The organism is Streptomyces sp. NPDC090127 (genome assembly GCF_044746945.1).
Lineage (GTDB): Bacteria > Actinomycetota > Actinomycetes > Streptomycetales > Streptomycetaceae > Streptomyces.
Window position 1 is genome coordinate 1092685 of the sequence record NZ_JBIVDE010000001.1, and the last position, 19222, is coordinate 1111906.

Consider the following 19222-nt stretch of genomic DNA (forward strand, 5'->3'; position numbering starts at 1 on the left):
ATCAGGGTCGGGCCAGGGTCGATCCCGGTGCCGTGGCGGGGCGGCGCCGGTCACCATGGACGCATGACGAGTTCGACGCCTTCCTCGCACGAGGCCCCGCCGCCGGCGGAGGCCCCACCGGTCCCGCCCCTGCGCCGCTCGCGGCAGCAACGGGTGGTGGCCGGTGTGTGCGGCGGCCTCGGCCGGCACTTCGACCTCGATCCGGTGATCTTCCGGATCGCGATCGGCGTGCTGTCCGTGACCGGCGGCCTCGGGCTGATCTTCTACGGCTTCGCGTGGCTGCTCGTCCCGGCCGTGGGCGAGGAGGAGAACGAAGGCCGCAGGCTGCTCTCCGGCCGTGTCGATGGGGCCGCGCTCGCGGCGGTGCTGATGGCCCTGGTGGGCTGCGGCATCTTCCTGTCGATGCTGCACAACGGCGGGATGCTCGCGTTCGCGATGATGCTGTCGATAGCGGTGTGCGGCGCGGCGGTCTGGTCCCAGCGGCGCGCGCAGGTCACCTCCGGCGACACGGAGGGGCGTGCGGACGCGGCGACGGCGGCCACCGTCGCGGACGCCCCGCCCGAGGCGAAGGCTCCGCCGCTGGTGGAGTTCCCGTCCTGGTGGAAGGACCCCATAGTCAAGGACGGCTCGACGGGCAGGATCGCCGTCGGCTATCTCTGGGGCCCGCACGGCGCGGACGCGGAGGGCCGGCTGCCGAGCGGCGAGGTCCCGGTGCCCGGCAGCCAGTGGGGCACGGGCGGGGAGGCGGCCGAGCGGCCGGCGGCGTCGACGGTCCGGCGCGGCCCGCGCTCCATCGGCGGCCCGGTCTTCCTCCTCGCGCTGCTCGCGGGCGGCCTCGGCACGGGACTGTCCTGGGAGACCCAGCCGTTCGGCACGAGCCTGCAGATCGGTCTTGTCGCCGCGCTGGTGGTGTTGGGCCTCGGGCTGGTGGTGAGCAGCTTCCTCGGCCGGACCGGGTTCGGCACGATCTTCCTGACCGTGGTCACGGCGGGGCTGCTCGCGGTGGCGGCGGCGCTGCCCAAGGAGATCTCGACGGAGTGGGCCCGTACGACCTGGAATCCGGCGTCGGTCGCCGCCGTCCAGCCCCGGTACGAACTGGGGACGGGCGTCGGCACGCTCGACCTGTCCGGGCTCGCGGTCCCCGCGGGGACGACGGTCGGCACGGAGGCGGAGGTCGGGGCGGGAAAGCTGGAGGTGATCGTGCCGAAGAACGTGACGGTGAAGCTGCGGGCCCAGGTGGGTCTGGGAGATGTGCAGCTGCCGCAGCAGCGCCCGGAGGACATCGACATCGCTCCCGACCTCGACGAGAGCCGGACGCTGCTCCCCGTTCCTGGCACCACGCCCGGCGGGACGGTGGAGCTCTCACTGGAGATCGGACTCGGACAGGTGGAGGTCACGCGTGCTGCTTCATGAGTTCCGACCGGGCCGGCTGATCGCCGGGGCGACCGCCCTCGCGCTCGCCGTGCTGTACGCGGGGGACGCCGCGAAGGCCTGGGAGACCCCCTGGTTCGAGGTCCTCCCGATCCTCTTCGGTGGACTGCTCGTGGCCGCCGTCGCGACGTGGGTGGCCTATCGGGTGCGCCGTCGCGCGGCACGGAGAGCGTCGAGCGAGAAGAGCGAGGCGCCGGCGAGTACGAGCGGGAGCCAGGCCATGAGATAGGCGAGATCGTTCCCGTAGTAGTACGGGGTGGCCTGCCAGCTCACCGTCAGCCAGAGGCTCAGCGAGATCAGCGCCCCACCGAGCGCGGCCAGCCGGGCGAACAGGCCGACCAGGGTCCCGATGCCGACGGCCAGTTCGCCGAGGGCGATGGCGTAGCCGAAGCCGACGGGGTTCTTCAGGGCCAGGTCGACGAGGGCGGGGACGGCCGAGCTGTCCCGGACGCCGCGCATCATCTCGCCGATCGACCCGCTGCCGGTGTCGGACATGAAGGCGGAGTCGGTGAGCTTGTCGAGACCGGCGTAGATGAAGGTGATGCCGAGGAAGAGGCGCAGCGGCAGCAGCGCGTACCGCGTCCCGGCCTCCTTCCACGCGGCGAACGGACCGGTCGTGCCCGAAGCCGCGGGGCTCCAGGCGGCCCTCGTCGTTCTCCTGTTGCGCTGTGACATCGTCGGCCTGCCTCTCCACGCCACTGTCCGCAGGAACCGATTGTCTCCGGACACCCGTGATGTGGATACGTGGAGGACGCCGCGCGTGTTCAGTCGACGACGTCGATGGTGACCCGATTGGTCTCCACGCCCGAGGCGGTCACCACCCACACCTCGACCCGCCCCGGCTCCACGTCGACCGGGAGCGGAACGGTCAGGACCGAATCCGTGGGATTGGCGAAACCGCCCGGGACAGGGACCAGCGGGACGTGGGCGTGGACGGCGCCGACGCGCACGACCAGTCGGGTCAACGGGTCCGGGCCGGAAGCCCCGGGCGGGACGAAGCCCGCGCCCCGGATCTCGATGTCGTCGCCCAGGCGGATCGGGGCGTCCAGGTCGCCGGCCTCGCGGGAGCGGACGACGGAGAGGATCGTGGGCCGGCCGCCCTGGGTGCAGGTGGCGGCGAGGTAGCCGGCCGCCGCGACGGCGACGAGGAGCACCAGGGTCCAGGGGACCTCGGGCAGCCTCTCCGGGGCGCGCCCGAGGCGCACGGCGGCGAGGACGAGGACGGCGGCGGAGACCAGGACGTAGGCGACGTCGGTGAGGGCGGCGCGGCCGTTGTCGTCGCACAGCAGGTCGGCGGCGCGGGGCCGGTCGGCGCGCACCTTCTGCAGCCGCTGCCCGAGAACCCGGCCCCACACGATCCGACGGGCGGCGACGGCGACCGCCGCGGTCAGCGCGAAGACCGTCAGCAGCCCGGCGCCCTGCCCGAGTCCGAACGCGGCCCCGGACCCGAGTCCGAACGCGGACCCCAACCCGGACCCGGCCCCGGCCCCGGCCCCCGACCCGAACCCCGATCCCGACCCGAACCCCGACCCGAACCCCGACCCGAACCCCGATCCCGACCCGGCCCCCGACCCCGACGCCGACCCGAACCCCGATCCCGCACCCGCCCCCGCGCCGGACGCCGGCCCGAGGCCAGCCAGGCGTAGGGCGAGGAAGAGCACGGTGTAGACGGCGAAGAGCAGCCAGCCGGCGGCCACGGCGCGGGAGGTGGAGAGGCGGTTGTCCTCCCCGATCAGCGGGGCGAGGACCCCGCCCCGTGCCCGGTGCGCGTGGGCGGCCCAGGTGAGCGGGACCGCGAGGGCGAGCGCGGCGACCAGTCCCGCGGTGCGCGCGCCCGACCAGCCGGAGCCGATCGCGGTGAGCGCCTGCCCGAGCAGCAGCGCGACGACCCCGCCCCAGACGATCCCCAGGGTCGCCCACCGGACCCGCCGCAGCCAGGACTCGCCCGCGCCCCGCCCACGGGCCGCGACCGCCCGGGCCGACTGGGCGAGCGCGTCCGAGACCCACTGCCGGGAGGCGCCGGGCGAATGCGCGACGGCGGCCGGCACGCCCTCGCCGACGGCGAGTTCGTCGCGACGGGCGAGGAAGGCGGCGACCGCACGCCGGTGACCCGCCCGACCGCTCTCCGCGCACCCCGCGTGGTCATGGCACTGTCTCGCCTCTTGCACCGCCACGGCGTTCACTTCCCGATCCGTCCGTCGACCATCCGTCAACTGACCGTTGAGTCCTGGGAATTGTGTCGCACCCAGAAGCGTCCCGTGCGCCTCGTGCGCCCCGCGCGGGGGTGATTGAACCGTCATCACATTGACGTAAAGACAGCTGAGGACACCGTGTTACGACAGAAGTTCGGGCTCCGTGCGGCTGATCCTGCGCCACAGCGGCTGGTAGTTGACCCAGGCGGCGAGGTCGGTGCCGAGCTGCTCACGGGTGGCGACCGCGTCCTTGTGCCCGATCGGCACCGGCTTGCCCGCCGCCCGCGCGGTCAGCTGCACCTGCGCGCACCGCTCCATGGCGATGAACCACCAGGCGGCCGCGTCGACCGAGGTCCCGACGGTCAGCAGTCCGTGGTTGCGCAGCACGATCCCCTTGTACGGGCCGAGGGCGGTGGCGATCCGCCGCCCCTCCTCGCGGTCGACGGCGACACCGGTGTACGCGTCGTAGAGCGCGTGATCCTGGTAGAAGGCGCAGGCCTCCTGCGTGATCGGCTCGATCAGCTCGCCGAGCGCGGCCAGCGCCCGCCCGTGGAGGGAGTGGCTGTGCGCGACGGCGACGACGTCCGGCCGGGCCCGGTGCACCTCGGCGTGGACGGCGAAGGCGGCCTGGTTGACGTGTTCGCCGCCCTGGACCACCTGCCCGTCGCCGTTGACGAGGACGAGGTCGCTCGCGGTCAGCTCGGCGAAGGGGGCGCCGAAGGGGTTGACCCAGAAACAGTCGGCGTACTGGGGGTCCCGCGCGGTCACATGACCGGCGACACCCTCCTCGTACCCGAACCGGCCGAAGAGCCGGAGCGCGCCCGCGAGCCTGCGCTTGCGGTACGCCCGCTCCTCCTCGACGGCCCCGTGCACGGGAGGCATCGCGACGTGCAACCGCTCGACGGGTACCGGCGCGGGCGCGGAGGCGGGTACGGGTACGGACGCGGGCGCGGACGCGGGTACGGGTACGGGCGCGGGGGTGGACGCGGGTACGGGTACGGGCGTGGGGACGAGGTCAGGTACGGGTGCGGGTGTCTCGCTCATGCGCGGGAAGGTAACGCCGGGCCCCGCAACTGACCAGACCGATCACACGCCGAGCCGCCGAAGACGACGAAACCGCCGCCCCGGACGCCGAAGACGACGAAACCGCCGCCCCCGGAGTGCGGGGGCGGCGGTCTCACACGCCGACGGGAGCGACTACTCCCACTCGATGGTGCCCGGCGGCTTGCTCGTCACGTCGAGCACCACGCGGTTCACGTCGGCGACCTCGTTGGTGATCCGCGTCGAGATCTTCGCGAGCACGTCGTACGGCATACGCGTCCAGTCCGCCGTCATCGCGTCCTCGGAGGAGACCGGGCGCAGGACGATCGGGTGGCCGTAGGTCCGGCCGTCGCCCTGCACGCCCACGGAGCGCACGTCGGCGAGCAGGACCACCGGGCACTGCCAGATCTCGCGGTCGAGACCGGCGGCCGTCAGCTCCTCGCGGGCGATGGCGTCGGCGTCGCGCAGCAGGTCCAGGCGCTCCTTGGTGACCTCGCCGACGATACGGATGCCAAGGCCGGGGCCGGGGAACGGCTGGCGCTGGACGATCTCCTCCGGCAGGCCGAGCTCCTGGCCGACCATCCGGACCTCGTCCTTGAACAGTTGGCGCAGCGGCTCGACGAGCTCGAACTCCAGGTCCTCGGGGAGGCCGCCCACGTTGTGGTGGGACTTGATGTTCGCCGTGCCGGTGCCGCCGCCGGACTCGACGATGTCCGGGTAGAGCGTGCCCTGGACGAGGAACGCGACGTCCTCGCCGGCGCCCGCCGACTCCGCGACGATCTCGGCCTGCGCCTGCTCGAAGACGCGGATGAACTCGCGCCCGATGATCTTCCGCTTCTCCTCGGGGTCGGAGACCCCGGCGAGGGCGCCGAGGAAGCGCTCCTGCGCGTCGACGACCTTCAGCTGCACGCCGGTCGCGGCGACGAAGTCCTTCTCGACCTGCTCGGTCTCGCCCTTGCGCATCAGACCGTGGTCGACGTACACGCAGGTCAGCTGCGAGCCGATGGCCTTCTGCACGAGCGCGGCGGCCACGGCGGAGTCGACGCCGCCGGACAGACCGCAGATGGCGCGCTTGTCGCCGACCTGCTCGCGGATGGCCGCCACCTGCTCGTCGATGACGTTGCCGGTGGTCCAGGACGGCTCGATGCCGGCGCCCCGGTAGAGGAAGTGCTCCAGGATCTGCTGGCCGTGCGTGGAGTGCAGCACCTCGGGGTGGTACTGGACGCCGTACAGCTTCTTCTCGTCGTTCTCGAAGGCGGCGACCGGCACGACGTCCGTGGACGCGGTGACGGCGAAGCCCTCGGGGGCGGCGGAGCAGGCGTCGCCGTGCGACATCCACACGGACTGCTCGGTCGGGGTGCCCTCGAAGAGGGTCGATCCGGCCTTGGAGACGTGCAGCGGCGTACGGCCGTACTCGCGGGCGCCCGTGTTGTCGACGGTGCCACCGAGGGTGGTCGCCATCAGCTGGAAGCCGTAACACATGCCGAAGACGGGCACGCCGGCCTCGAAGAGCGCGCGGTCGAGGCGCGGTGCGTTCTCCGCGTACACGGAGGACGGGCCGCCGGAGAGGATGATCGCCTTGGGCTTCTTGGCCAGCATCTCGGCCACCGGCATGGTGGACGGGACGATCTCGCTGTAGACCCGCGCCTCACGGACGCGACGGGCGATGAGCTGGGCGTACTGAGCGCCGAAGTCGACAACGAGGACTACGTCCGGGTTGGAGACGTCGGGCGCGGCAGCGGGAGTCGCTGATGACACTACGGCGGCCTTCCGGCGGTAGGGAGGGGGTTCCCCCGAAGGGGCTATTTGTCGATTCTACCGGCGCGCCGGTAGCACTTTTCGTCTCACCATCCGAACCCGGTTTGTCCGGGGCCCCGTGGCAGGGGCCATACTGTCCGCATGCGCAAGCTCACGACCTTCGTCTTTACCTATGGCACCGGCCCGTCCGGCTGCCATGGTCGTGCTGCTTGAGCTACTGACAAGCGACTTCCCAGGCGCCCCGGGCCGACAAGGCCCGGGGCGTTCTGTCGTTTCCGGGCCAGGTCGGTCCAGGGCGTCCCACCCCCGCAGAGGAGCCCACCGTGACCACCACCACCCCGACCGAGAAGACCGGCGCCCGCACCGACGAGGCCGCCACGCTCATCGGCGGCGCGCGCGAGCGGATCGACGCGCTCGACGACCGGATCATCGGCCTGATCCAGGAACGGATGGCCGTCTCGGCCGTGATCCAGGAGGCCAGGATCGGCTCGGGCGGTCGCCGGGTGAACCTCGCGCGCGAGATGGAGGTGCTCGGCCACTACCGGGACGCGCTGGGCAAGCCGGGCACGGCGCTGGCGATGACGATGCTGGAGCTCTGCCGGGGCCGGATCTGAGGGGCCCTGCGGAGGGCGGCGGTACGGACCTGAGTTCGGGCCCGCTCTCACCCGTACGGCGCGTGACCGGCTCCCGCACCCCTTCGTTGGTCCCGGTGTCCGTGCCAGCCAGGGGCGGGCCCGAAAAAACCACGCGTGGCTTCGTTGGGGCGTGTGACGTACCGCAAGTACGTCGTGGGACCTCGCCCCAGCGCGCGTGACCGGACGGCAGGGGACAGCAGCCCGGTCACCCGAAAGGGCGGTCGGCCCCGGGGACGCCCGGGGCCGACCGCAACCGGTCCAGAGTCCAGAGTCCAGACGTATCCCCGCCCCGCCGTCCCGCTCGCCTCCCCACCCCACATGCCCCTCGCGGCGCACCCCCCGGCGCCGCTTCCCCTCGGCACCGCCGCTGCCCTGACACCGGTGCCGACCGCCAAGGGCCCCGCGCCGCGACCGGAATCGCGCCGCGGGGCCCTTGCGCATGCCCGGCGCCGGGCCATCCACCCCTCATGTGACGCGCGTCACACGACAATTCCGCTTCCGCCCTACAACCAATCCCCCCGGCCGCCGGTCATGTATGCGGCACCACCCAGAAGCTGGGGAGGCGCTGCACTCGGAGGGGGGTGCAGCGCCTCTTCCGTTTCTCCGGACGGCGGCCGGCTCACACCTTCTTCGGCGGGACCGTCGGGATCCCCAGGAACGGCAGCTTCAGCGCGCCGAAGGCGTCCGCCGGGACCGTCGGGGACTTCGGGGCGACGGCCGGGAGGCGGACGTACGCCTCCCCCTGGGCGGGGCGCTGGTCCTCCTCCCCCTTGTTCGGCCAGAAGGACATCGCCCGCTCGGCCTGCGCCGTGATCGTCAGCGACGGGTTGACGCCGAGGTTGGCGGAGACCGCCGCACCGTCGACGACCGAGATGCCCGGGTGGCCGAAGAGCCGGTGGTACGGGTCGATCACGCCGGACTCCGCGTCCGCGCCGATCGGGCAGCCGCCGAGGAAGTGTGCGGTGAGCGGGGTGCCCATCAGCTCGCCGATGTTGGAGCCGGCGAACCCGTTGATCTCCTCGGCGAGCAGGGACGCCGCCCGGGTCGCCTCGGGGATCTGGTTCGGGTTCGGCGCGCCGTGCCCCTGCCGGGCCGTGAGCAGGCCCTTCCCGACGCCCCCGGGCTTGCGGTAGGTGGTCAGGGAGTTGTCCAGGGACTGCATGACCAGACCGATGATCGTCCGCTCGGACCAGCGGCGGTTGGAGAGCGCCCGCAGGGCGAGGGCGGGGTGCTTGACCATCTCCAGGAGCCAGTTCCGTACGCGATGGGCGCCGTACGGCACCTGGAGGACCGTCATGCCGCCCATGGCGTTCGAGCCCTTGCCGTAACGGACCGGCTCGATGTGGGTGTTCGCGTCCGGGTGGATCGAGGAGGTGATCGCGACCCCGCGCGTGAAGTCGACCTTCGCCGCGCCGTGCTTCTTGCGGTAGCGCCGGTCGGTGGTCTGCGAGCCGACCAGGGCCTCCGAATTGGTCCGGGTCAGCTCGCCGAGCCGGGCCGAGAGGTGGGGCAGCAGGCCGGAGTCCTTCATCCGGTGAAGCAGGGTCTGTGTGCCGTACGTACCGGCCGCGACGACCACCCGCCGGGCCGTGAACGTACGGCCCTTGCCCTTCTTCCTGTTGTCCGTGGGGAGCGTCCTGACGGCGTACCCGCCTCGCGAGTCCTCCGTCAGGGCGACGACCGAGGTCATGGGGTGGACGACGGCGCCGGCCTGCTCGGCGAGGTGGAGGTAGTTCTCGTTGAGGGTGTTCTTGGCGCCGTGGCGACAGCCCGTCATGCACTCGCCGCACTCGCTGCACGCCCTGCGGGAGGGCCCCACGCCGCCGAAGTACGGGTCCGCGACCTCCGCGCCCGGCTTGGCCTTCACCGTCCCGTCGGCGTCCTGACCGTCGCCGAAGAAGACCCCGACCGGCGCCATGTGGAAGGTGTCGCCGATGCCCATGGCCTGCGCGGTCGCCTTGAGGTGGACGTCCGAAGGGGTCATCGTCGGGTTGATGCGGACTCCCAACATCCGCTTGGCCTGGTCGTAGTACGGCGCCAACTCCTCCTGCCAGTCCGTGATGTCCTTCCACTGCGGGTCGTCGAAGAACGGCGCGGGCGGTACGTAGAGGGTGTTGGCGTAGTTCAGCGAGCCGCCGCCCACGCCCGCGCCGGCCAGGACCATGACGTTGCCCAGCAGGTGGATGCGCTGGATGCCGTAGAGGCCGAGGGCGGGGGCCCAGAGGAAGTTCTTCAGATCCCAGGAGTTCTTGGGCAGATCGGCGCGGGTGAAGCGGCGGCCGGCCTCCAGGACGCCGACCCGGTAGCCCTTCTCGGTCAGGCGCAGGGCCGTGACCGAGCCGCCGAAGCCGGAGCCGACGACGACGACGTCGTAGTCGTACGCGTCGGAGACGTCCTGATTCTGGGCAGGGGGTACCGCGGTCATGGCTCTCCTCGTACGAACGGGGACGGAAGCGGGAAGGGACGGACGGGCGGGCGGGCCGGCGGGTGAGGCCGGCTCTCGGGCGGGTGGACCGGCGGGTGAGGCCGGTTCTCGGGCGGGCGGGGTGTCAGCGCAGGCGCAGGGCCTTCATCGCCTTCAGGGACAGGCTCATGAACGCGGCGTACTTCTCGTCGTCCATGCCGAAGGACGGCGCGAGCGGCATCAGCCGCTGCTGGGCCACGGTCTGGGCCTCGGTGAACTTGAGGATGCCCTCCGAGCCGTGGCGCCGACCGAGCCCGGAGTCCTTCATGCCGCCCATCGGCGCCTGGACGCTGCCGTACGCCGGGGCGTACCCCTCGTTGATGTTGACGGTGCCGGTGCGCAGCCGGGCGGCGACGGCGTGACCGCGCCGGGAGTCCTTCGTCCAGACCGAGGAGTTGAGGCCGTACGGCGTGCCGTTGGCGAGCTCGACGACCTCGTCCTCGTCCTGGAAGCGGTAGATCGAGACGACCGGGCCGAAGGTCTCCTCGGTGCAGACGGCCATCGGGGCCTCGACGCCGTCGAGGATGGTCGGCTCGTAGAAGAGCGGGCCGATGTCGGGGCGGGCGACACCGCCCGCCACGAGCCTGGCGCCCTTGGCGACGGCCTCGTCGACGTGCTGGGTGACCGTCTCCAGCTGGCGCGCGCCGACGAGGGAGCCCATGTCGGCGCCGTAGGAGAGGGAGTTGCCGAGTCGCATCGCCTTCGTACGGGCGGCGAAGCGGGCGACGAAGTCGTCGGCGATCGACTCGTGGACGTACAGCCGCTCGATGGAGATGCAGAGCTGCCCGGCACTGGAGAAGCAGGCGCGGACGGCTCCGGCGGCCGCCTTCTCGACGTCGGCGTCCTTCAGGACCAGCATGGCGTTCTTGCCGCCGAGTTCGAGGGAGACGCCGACGAGCCGGGCGGCGGCGCCCTGGGCGACCTCGCGGCCGGTGCGGGTGGAGCCGGTGAAGGAGACGTAGTCGGCGTGCTTGACGACCTCGGGGCCGACGACCGGGCCCTCGCCGATGACGACCTGGAAGACCTCGGCGGGCAGCCCGGCCTCGATGAGCAGGTCACGGGCCCAGAGCGCGGTGAGGGCGGTCTCGGTGTCCGGCTTCATGACGACCGCGTTGCCCGCGACGAAGGCCGGCAGCGCGTCGCCGACCGACAGCTCCAGGGGGTAGTTCCAGGGCGCGATCTGACCGACGACCCCGCGCGGCTGGCGCAGCTCGGTGACCTTGGTGAGGGTCGGTACCACGCCGGTGTGGTGCTTGGGGCGCAGGTAGGAGGGGGCCTTGCGGCCGTAGTGGCGGGCGGCGACGGCGACCGCCAGGACCTCCTCGTGGGCGTGCAGCCGGGCCTTGCCGGTCTCCAGCTGGATGAGGTCGAGGACCTCGCCCTGGCGCTGGAGGACCAGGTCGTGGAAGCGGAGCAGCACGGCGGCGCGGGCCTTGGCGGGGGTCGCGGCCCAGGCTCCCTGGGCGGCGCGGGCGCGCGCGAAGGCCTCGGCGACGTCCTCGGGGGTGGACTCGGGCAGGTCCGCCAGCTTCTCCCCGGTGAAGGGGGTGTGGTTCGCGGTCCGGCCGGAGCCGGCGACGCCACGGGTGAGCTGGGCGACCACCTCGGGCGTGACCACGTCGGCGGCGGTGCGGGCACCGGCCGGCGAGGGCGCGAGGGGGTTCGTGCCGGCGGCGTGGGCGGCCGGGGCGGTGCGTGCCTGCGAGTCCGTCATGAGGGCGAGGGTAGGCCGCGAAACGGCCTTTGGGTACCCGTCGGTAACGCGTTTTCACCGGGTACGCACAATCACGCCAGCGATCACTGGCATATAAGCCCTGATCAGGGGCTTACGGTCGACTCTCCGGGGGCTCGCCAGTGCCGCGTGACGATGTCGAACTGCTCCCGGGTGGTCTCCCAGCTCGACTCCGGCGAGGCCATGTAGAGGGCGTACTCGGTGCCGTCGTCCCCGAAGTACATCTGGTCGATCGCGTGTCTCGGCCCGGGGAAGCTCTTCCTCTCCTCCCAGGTGAACTCCCACAGCGCGGAACGGACCTGGTCGCGGTAGGTGTTCTGGTGCAGCTTGATCCGCTTGTAGTCCATCCGCGCCTGCACGGTCTTCTCCAGGTCCAGCGCGTGCATGTAGGAGTTCTCGAAGTCGGGCGTGGGGTCGATGCTGATCCGGATGCGGTGGCGTCCGTTGTCCGGCGTGTAGTCGATGTTGTCGCCGTCCGTCATCCGCTTCCAGCCGTCGGGGACGAGCAGGCTGAAGCCCTCGGGATCCTGCACCCGGTGCCAGCCGGCCGGGACGGCGGGCGGGTTCTGCCGCGCCACGGTGGGATCCGTGCTGCGGCCCCCGAGGTCCCCGCCCTGCGCGCCGTCGGAGTAGTTCATGGCGGCGAAGACGGCTCCGCCGGCGACCAGACCGGCGAGGACGGCCGCGAGGACCGCCGTACGCCAGCGACCCTTGCCCTTGGGCTCGGGCCGGTCCGCGCCCGGTACGACGGTGGCGGGTCCTGAGCCGCCCCCGGCGGTGGTGCCGGAGGGGGAGGCGGTGCGACCGGAAGGGGAGGCGGCGGGATCCGGGTCGGCCGGGAGCGGGGTGGTGGCGGACGTCAGCTCCTCCGGCACGACCCGCTGCGTCGGCACGTACGCCTGCGCCGCCTGCGGGGTACGGCCCTCCATGGCGTCGAGCAGCATGCGCTCCGCCTCGTCGGCGCCCGGCCGGTCCGCCGGGTCCTTGCGGAGCAGCGCCACGATGACCGGGGCCAGCGAGCCGGCCTTCTCCGGGTGCTGCGGCTCCTCGGTCACGACCGCCTGCATCGTGCTGATCGGCGAGGTCCGCCGGAACGGCGAGGTGCCCTGCACGGCCGTGTACAGCGTCGCGCCCAGTGACCAGAGGTCGGACGCCGGGCCGGGGTCGCCGCCCCGTACCCGCTCCGGCGCCAGGTAGTCGATGGAGCCGACGAGTTCGCCCGTCCGGGTGATCGTCGAGTCGCCCTCGATCGCCGCGATGCCGAAGTCGGTGAGCAGGACCCGCCCGTCGCGGGCCAGCAGGACGTTGCCGGGCTTGACGTCCCGGTGCAGCACCCCGGCGGCGTGGGCGGCCCGCAGGGCCCCGAGGACGTGCAATCCGATCCGGGCCGCCTCACAGGGCTCGATCGTCCCGGCCTCCTTCGCGGCGTCCGCGAGCGAGGGCCCGTCGACGTACTGCATGACGATCCACGGGCGGGCGTCGTGCTCCAGGACGTCGTGGACGGTGACGACGCCCGGGTGGGTGATCCGCGCGGCCGCGCGGGCCTCCTTCTGTGTACGGGCGTGCAGCACCAGCCGGTCGGCCTCGGCCACGAACCGACCCGCCGTCAACTCCTTGACCGCCACCACTCGGTGGAGCACCTCGTCGTGCGCTCGCCAGACCTTGCCCATGCCGCCGCGACCGATGGTCTCGCCCAGCCTGTACCGTCCGGCCAGCAGCAGCCCCGTGCCCGTGTCCGTGCCCTGAGAATGTTCCACAGTCCCCCGCCCGTTCCTTCTGATGCCAGGTTACGGAGGGGGAGACGGGGGACGGAACCTCGGGGCGGGCAAAGGAACCGCACTGTGACCGGCAGGGCGCCCGATCGGGCGCACGCCGGGTGCCTTTGGGGCGCCCATGGGACGGTTGTCGGGTGTCCTTCCAGGCGCACGCCGGGTGCCTTTGGGGCATGCACGGGACCGTTGTCGGGTGTCCTTCCAGGCGCACGTCAGCGGGTGGCGCGGTACGCCTTCACCGCCTGGTCGTAGAGCTCGGACACCTTGTCGCGTTCGCTCTCCGGGCCGATGACCTGCACCACGTGGTAGCGGCCGTCCTCGATCAGGGCGAGGTTGCGGACGAAGACCTCACGTCCCGTGGTGTCCTGCCACGTGAACTGCCCCACCGCCATGACCTGCTGCCCCACCTCGATCCGCCGCAGCCCCGAGGCGCTGGACCAGGAGGAGTCACGCCACGGCTGGAGCTCGCGCTCCTTGGTGCGCTGGTACGCCATCGGGTCCGAGCCGTCGGCCTGCACAGTGTCCCGGCCGGGGACGACGATCAGGACGAAATCGCCCCCTGTGTATCGGACTTGCCCGGCGTCGTTGATCGGGCTGCGCCGCCAGCCCTCGGCGACACCGACCTCGAACCCCTCCGGATCCTTGCGGAGGGTGTAGCCGGCCGCCAGGGCGGGGGAGCTGGGGGTGGAGGCCGGCGGGGTGGTCTTCGCGGAACTCGGCTTGGAGCTGGGCTCGCCGCTCGGCTGGGAGCTGGGCGGCGCACTCGACCCGGCGCTCGGTCCGGCGCTCGGTCCGTTCGTCGGGGAGACCGTCCGCCCTCCGGTCGGCTGGGCGTTGTCGCCGTCCTTGGGCATGAACAGCACCGCGTACGCGACGGCTCCGACGAGCAGGAGCAGGACGAGCAGGACGAGGGTCAGGCCGAGGGAGCGCGGGGAACGGGCGCCCGCGCCGGCTCCGCGCGGGGCCCGGGACGGACGCGGAGCACGCGGGGCGCGCTGCGGAAGCTCGTCGTGGAAGTGCTCCTGCGGGAACTCCTGGCGATGGTCCCGCCGCTGGTCGCGCTTCTGATCCCGATTCTGGCCGTACCCCTGCTCCCGCGTCCGGTCCTGCGTCCGGGCGGGCTCGTACCGCTCCTGCTGCCGTACCGCCTGGGCCTCGTCGCGGCCGGAGACCTCCTGGCGCCCGCCGCCCTTGCGGTGGCGATGACGGCCGCCGGCCGCCGCGCCCCCTCGGCGCCTGCGCACCAGCTCGCCACGGCGCCGCACGATCGGCAGCTTGGTCGCGTCCACGGACGGCAGCGGTATGACACCCACGCCCGCGTCCGGCTCCGGAGCGGAGCGGACGAGGGAGCGCAGCCAGCCGCTCAGCTCCTCGACGTCGGGCCGCTCGGTGGGGTCCTGGCGCAGCAGGGACTCGACGACGGGCCGCAGCGGGCCGCACTCCTCGGCGAAGGCAGGGGGTTCGGCGCAGACCAGCTGGACGAGCTCGGCCGCGTTCTCCTCGGGGTACGGGGCGTGGCCCTGTACGGCGCGGTAGAGGAGGGCGCCGAGCGCCCAGAGGTCGGTGGAGGGGCCGATGGGCGGGGCCAGCCGCCAGTTCTCGTGGACCGGCCCCGCCTGCTCGGGCGCCCAGCGCTCGGTGACCGCGCCGACGACGGCGATCCGTGCCTGGCGGGCCCGTTCGGCGGCGAGGCGGGTGGCGGGGCCTCGGTAGACGGGCCCGGGCTCGTCGCCCGGCTCCCCGGCTCCGTCCCAGCCGCCGGAGGCCGGTTCGGGCGCGCGTGCGGGGTCCGGAGCCTGGGCGGGGGTGTATCCGGCCGGGAGCGCGGGCAGCGCGGGTCCGCCACCGCCCGCGGGGACGGGGCGGGAGGCGTCGCGCGAGGCGTGCGGGCCGTCGCTCCAGGTCCCGGCGAGCATGGCGCGGGGCGGGCCGCCGCCCTCGCTGCCGTATCCCTTGCGGTACGGCGCCGGGTACGCGTCGTCGGGGTCGTCGGGGTCGTCCTCGTCGTCGTCCGCGGCCTGGGACCACCAGTGCGGCTCAGGACCGAGCCCCTGCGCGGGCACGGGGGCGGGGGCGGGGGCGGGGGCGGGGCCCAACGGGAGCGGGGCGAACGGGGACCCGGCCTCGGGGGCGGGGTCCTGAGCGGTGCGGGAGGCGGACGGGGACCCGGCCTGGGAGGCGGGGTCCTGAGCGGCGCGGGAGGCGGACGGGGACCCGGCCTGGGAGGCGGGGTCCTGAGCGGCGCGGGAGGCGGGGCGTGGAGCGGGCTCGGGGGTCGGGCGCTGCACCGGTACGGCGCCGGTCTCGCCGATGTGCGCGGCGGCGCGCGCTCCCGCCCGGTACGCGGCGATGGCGCCCGCGCGGGCGGCCCGTACGTCGGCGGCCGACGGGGGTGTCCCGGCCGGCAGCGCGGGCCGAGCGACCGGCTCGCCCGCACCCGCCGCCTCCCCGCGGTGGTCGGCGGGCCGCGGCCGGCCGGAGCCGTCGCCGCCGGCCTCGTGGCTCCCGTAGGCCTCGACGGGGCCGCGGCGGTCACCGTCGCCGGCGGAGGTCGCGGCGCCACCGCCGTCGCCGAAGGTGTAGGCCGCGTTGCCGCCGTCGTAGGCCGCGTCGCCGCCGTAAGCCCCTTCGCCGTAGACCGCGTCGCCGCCGCCGTAGACCGCGTCGCCGCCGCCGTAGACCGCGTCGCCGCCGCCGTAGACCGCGTCGCCGCCGTAAGCACCGTCGCCCCCGTCGCCGTAGGCCGCGTCGTCTCCGTAGGCGTCGTCGCCGTCGCCCGCGTAGGCCGCGTACGCCGCCTCACCGTCGTCGTCGCCGTAGGCCGCGTCGCTTCCGTCAGCCCCGTCGCCTCCGATGCCGTCCGCGTAGGCCCCGGCTCCGGCACCGTCGCCGCTGCCGTCCTCCGGGGACCCTTCGCCCCCGTAGGCGCCGTAGCCCCCGTCGTTCTCGCCCGCGGCCTCGCCTCCGTAGGCCTGCTCCTCGTCGTCGGCGGACGGCACCGGCGCGTACCCGCACAGGGCCTCTTCCGCCGCGCCCGCCGCGAGCCCGGTCAGGACCACGCGGCCGTCGTCACAGACGACGACGGTTCGGGTGGTGATGTTCCGGTGGGTCCAGCCGTGGGCGTGCAGCGCGCGCAGGGCGGTGAGGACGTCCGAACCGATCTCGGCCGCGCGGTACGGGCTCAGCGGGCCCTCGGCGAGGAGCGCCGCGAGCGGCCTGGCGGCGACCAGTTCACTCACTATCCACAGCGAACCGGCCTCCGCGAACACGTCGAAGACCTGGTCGAGCCGCGGGTGGTCCGGGATCTGCGCGGCCGCCTGGGCCGCCTCGACCGCGCGGCGCACCGCCGGGTCGGCGGGCCGCCGGGTCGCCCGGCCGGAACTCGCCCCGTGCGGGGCGTATCCGGTGCCGTCCTCGTCGACGACCTCAGCGTCGATCACCTCGGGCAAGGGCACCTGGTGGACCAGGACTTCCTGCCCGCTGTACGTGTCGAAGGCGCGGGTCTCGACGAGTTCGTACGCGTCCTGCGGCGGTACGGGCAGGCGATAGCGGTCGGCGAGCACCCTTCCCGCGTAGTCGTCCACGACGCCTCCCCACCGAGCGCGCTGTCCCCCGGGTCGCACGGAACCCGTCAGCTCATGAATCGCACAGACCGCACGAAACCGTCAAATTCGATCCTGGACCGCACAGTTGGCGATGGTTTTCGGCTGCGTACGGTCCACGAGGTCTCACGATACGTGGCGCCGGTCAGTCCTTGGGGCTGAACGTGGCGAACGCCGTGTCCCGCAGCGTCTTGCACGCGGGGCCGTCCCACTCCTCCGACTTGCAGGTGACCATGATCGAGTAGCCGTGGGTGGCGTCGACCTTGAAGCCCCTGTTGAGTATCCGGACGCGCATGCCCTTCTCCGTGCGCTCGAACTCCCAGTCGGCGACCGTCGGGTACCCCTTGTACGCGACGGGCTTGATGTCGATGTGCCGGTAGCGGTTGCTGGAGGCGGAGACGGCGACCACGGCCGCCCGCCACGCGGCGGCCGCGTCGTCCTTCGGGCTGTCGTTGTAGTCGACCTGAACGCGCGGGTACCCGCCGCCGGCGTTGAAGATCCCGCCCGAGTTCTGCCCCGCTATGGCGTTGAGTCCGAACGAGGACGGCATCGCCATGGCGAAGTGGAACCGGCTGTTCGTCACCATCGTGTACCCGGGCGGCAGCTGGGACCCGGGCGCGCCGGTGTTCGGCTTCCCGGACGGCGTACCGCTCTGCCCGCCCGAGTTCCCACCGGAGTCCCCGCCCGAGACGGACCCCGGGTCGGTCGCGTCCTCGCCGCCCTGCTGACCGGGGTCGCTCGGGGTCTGGCCCTTGCCCTGGGTGTCGGTGCCCCCGTTGCCCGCGGTGGCGCCCGCGGAGTCCGCCTTGTCGGAGCCCTTGCCGTTCCCGCTCTCGTCACCGCCGCCGAGCGCGACGGCCAGGATGGTGCCGAGCAGGGCGAGGACCACGATCCCCGCGATGATGACGAGCGTCCGGCGCGGGACGACGTCGGTGAGCGAGGCCCGCGGCTGCGCCGGCCGGTTCGCCCCCTGGATCGGCGCCGGCTTGGGCCGCTGCTCGGACCGCGACGTGACGGCCGCGTTCCGTACGGACTTCAGCGCACCGCGCACCCGCTCGGCGCCCGCGTCCGGGGTCTTCTCCCGGGCGGCGGGATGCGCCGGCGGCACCGGGGGAACGGGGGGCAGCGGCACGACCCTGGTGGCCTCGGGCGACGGCTCCGGCTCCAGGACCGGCGCGGGTGCGTCGAGCACGGCGCGCAGCAGCACGCGCGCTCCGGCGTCGTCGAGCCGCTGGGCGGGGTCCTTGGCGAGCAGGCCGTAGATGACCTTCTCCAGCAACGGCCCGGCGTTCTTCGGCGGGTCGACGGGCTCGGTCATCACGGCGGTGAGCGTCGCGATCGCGGAACCCTTGTCGTACGGCGGGCTGCCCTCGACGCTCGCGTACAGCAGTCCGCCCAGCGACCACATGTCGGCGGCGGGGCCGGGCTTGTGGCCGCGGGCCCGCTCGGGCGAGATGTAGGAGGGCGCGCCGACGAGCATGCCGGTGGAGGTGATCGACGGGTCGCCCTCGACCTGCGCGATACCGAAGTCGGTGAGGACGACCCGGCCGTCCTCGGCGATCAGGACGTTGGACGGCTTCACGTCGCGGTGCAGGATGCCCTGACGGTGCGCGGAACGGAGCACGTCGAGGATGGCGAGGCCGACCTCGGCGGCGCGGTGCGGGGTGAGCGTGCCGTCCTCACGGACGGCGTCGGCGAGGGACTTGCCCTCGATCAGCTCCATGACGATCCACGGCCGGTCGTCCTCGTCGACGACGTCGTAGACCGTCACGGCGCCGTTGTTACGGATCCGGGCGATGGCCTTCGCCTCGCGCAGGGTCCGGGTGATGAGGCGACGCTTCTCGTCCTCGTCGATGCTGTTGGGGAAGCGGAGCTCCTTGACGGCCACGGTCCGGCCCAGGGTCTCGTCGACCGCGCGCCACACCGTGCCCATGCCGCCGCGCCCGAGCACGCCGTCGAGCCGGTACCGGCCGGAGAGCAGCCGCCCTTCGGCAGCCACGCCACCGCCGGCCGCCGCCCCGGACTTCCGGAGCCCCGACTCGCCACCCCGCCCGGCGGGCCGCGCGTCGGCCGGCGCGGAGCCGGCCGGCGCGGAGCCGGCCGGCCCGGCGTCGGACGGTTCGGCGTCGGACGGTTCGGTGGCCTTCGCCCGCGCCGTCTCCTTCGCCCTGCTCCTGACCAGCGGCACGTCAGGCACGGCGTCCGACTCAGCGTCAGGCTTCTCACCCGATTCCGCGGCCGGCTTCACGCCGGATTCCGCGACCGGCTTCACGCCCGACGCCCCGCCCGGCGCGTCGGCCTCGGCCTTCGGCTCGGGCGTCTGCTCCGCACCGCCGGGCGAGGCCTCGGCCGCCCCGGCGCCCGTCTCCGTGCCGGGGTCCGTCTCCGCGCCCGTGTCCGTGCCGGACTTCGCGTCCGGCTCCGCCTCACGTGCCGCGGGAACCACGCCCCGGTCGCCGTCGGTCCCGGCACCCGCGCCGGCGTCCCGCCGAGGGTCCCGCGCCGTGTCCCGCGACTGCTCCGCCTCCGACATGCGTCCCCTCTGCGATCCCTGATCTTCGCCCGCGTCGGCCGCTTCCCGCGCGATGCGGTAAC

The 19222-nt window shown here is 73.4% G+C and carries 11 protein-coding genes; 2 read left to right on the plus strand and 9 right to left on the minus strand.

Annotation, left to right across the window (positions count from 1 at the left end):
- Nucleotides 1-63 precede the first annotated feature (63 nt).
- Nucleotides 64-1413 carry a PspC domain-containing protein gene (locus ACIPPS_RS04835; protein ID WP_401426851.1) on the plus strand — a complete coding sequence of 450 codons (1350 nt, stop codon included), beginning with the start codon at nucleotides 64-66 and terminating at the stop codon, nucleotides 1411-1413.
- Nucleotides 1414-1569: 156 nt separating this feature from the next.
- Here ACIPPS_RS04835 and ACIPPS_RS04840 read toward each other — a convergent pair whose 3' ends face one another.
- The 4 genes from ACIPPS_RS04840 to guaA form a co-directional block, all read right to left on the minus strand.
- Nucleotides 1570-2106 carry a DoxX family protein gene (locus ACIPPS_RS04840; RefSeq protein ID WP_401426853.1) on the minus strand — a complete coding sequence of 179 codons (537 nt, stop codon included), beginning with the start codon at nucleotides 2104-2106 and terminating at the stop codon, nucleotides 1570-1572.
- 89 nt (nucleotides 2107-2195) lie between these two features.
- Nucleotides 2196-3605, minus strand: coding sequence for a hypothetical protein (locus tag ACIPPS_RS04845; RefSeq protein WP_401426856.1), 1410 nt, complete (start codon nucleotides 3603-3605; stop codon nucleotides 2196-2198).
- Nucleotides 3606-3764: 159 nt separating this feature from the next.
- Nucleotides 3765-4667 (minus strand): class II aldolase/adducin family protein, encoded by a 903-nt coding sequence (locus tag ACIPPS_RS04850; protein WP_401426858.1) that lies wholly within the window; start codon nucleotides 4665-4667, stop codon nucleotides 3765-3767.
- 153 nt (nucleotides 4668-4820) lie between these two features.
- Nucleotides 4821-6422: a glutamine-hydrolyzing GMP synthase gene (guaA, locus tag ACIPPS_RS04855; RefSeq protein ID WP_401426861.1), complete on the minus strand. Its 1602-nt coding sequence runs from the start codon at nucleotides 6420-6422 to the stop codon at nucleotides 4821-4823.
- Nucleotides 6423-6745: 323 nt separating this feature from the next.
- Between guaA and ACIPPS_RS04860 the strand changes: the two genes are divergently transcribed.
- Complete coding sequence (locus ACIPPS_RS04860; protein WP_401426863.1) at nucleotides 6746-7036, plus strand: chorismate mutase; 291 nt, start codon at nucleotides 6746-6748, stop codon at nucleotides 7034-7036.
- 640 nt (nucleotides 7037-7676) lie between these two features.
- Here ACIPPS_RS04860 and ACIPPS_RS04865 read toward each other — a convergent pair.
- The 5 genes from ACIPPS_RS04865 to ACIPPS_RS04885 all read right to left on the minus strand — a co-directional run bounded on the left by ACIPPS_RS04865 (nucleotide 7677) and on the right by ACIPPS_RS04885 (nucleotide 19160).
- Nucleotides 7677-9482 (minus strand): GMC oxidoreductase, encoded by a 1806-nt coding sequence (locus ACIPPS_RS04865; RefSeq protein ID WP_401426865.1) that lies wholly within the window; start codon nucleotides 9480-9482, stop codon nucleotides 7677-7679.
- Between the two features lie 124 nt (nucleotides 9483-9606).
- Nucleotides 9607-11235, minus strand: coding sequence for a succinic semialdehyde dehydrogenase (locus ACIPPS_RS04870; RefSeq protein WP_401426867.1), 1629 nt, complete (start codon nucleotides 11233-11235; stop codon nucleotides 9607-9609).
- Between the two features lie 104 nt (nucleotides 11236-11339).
- Complete coding sequence (locus ACIPPS_RS04875) at nucleotides 11340-13010, minus strand: serine/threonine-protein kinase (RefSeq protein WP_401426869.1); 1671 nt, start codon at nucleotides 13008-13010, stop codon at nucleotides 11340-11342.
- 227 nt (nucleotides 13011-13237) lie between these two features.
- Nucleotides 13238-16609, minus strand: coding sequence for a serine/threonine protein kinase (locus tag ACIPPS_RS04880; RefSeq protein ID WP_401426871.1), 3372 nt, complete (start codon nucleotides 16607-16609; stop codon nucleotides 13238-13240).
- A gap of 163 nt (nucleotides 16610-16772) precedes the next feature.
- Nucleotides 16773-19160 (minus strand): protein kinase, encoded by a 2388-nt coding sequence (locus tag ACIPPS_RS04885; RefSeq protein WP_401426873.1) that lies wholly within the window; start codon nucleotides 19158-19160, stop codon nucleotides 16773-16775.
- Nucleotides 19161-19222: the final 62 nt, after the last annotated feature.

Coding starts and splice junctions, on each gene's coding strand:
- ACIPPS_RS04835 (WP_401426851.1), top strand. CDS start 64: ATGACGAGTTCGACGCCTTCCTCGCACGAGGCCCCGCCGCCGGCGGAG.
- ACIPPS_RS04840 (WP_401426853.1), bottom strand. CDS start 2,106: ATGTCACAGCGCAACAGGAGAACGACGAGGGCCGCCTGGAGCCCCGCG.
- ACIPPS_RS04850 (WP_401426858.1), bottom strand. CDS start 4,667: ATGAGCGAGACACCCGCACCCGTACCTGACCTCGTCCCCACGCCCGTA.
- ACIPPS_RS04865 (WP_401426865.1), bottom strand. CDS start 9,482: ATGACCGCGGTACCCCCTGCCCAGAATCAGGACGTCTCCGACGCGTAC.
- ACIPPS_RS04870 (WP_401426867.1), bottom strand. CDS start 11,235: ATGACGGACTCGCAGGCACGCACCGCCCCGGCCGCCCACGCCGCCGGC.
- ACIPPS_RS04885 (WP_401426873.1), bottom strand. CDS start 19,160: ATGTCGGAGGCGGAGCAGTCGCGGGACACGGCGCGGGACCCTCGGCGG.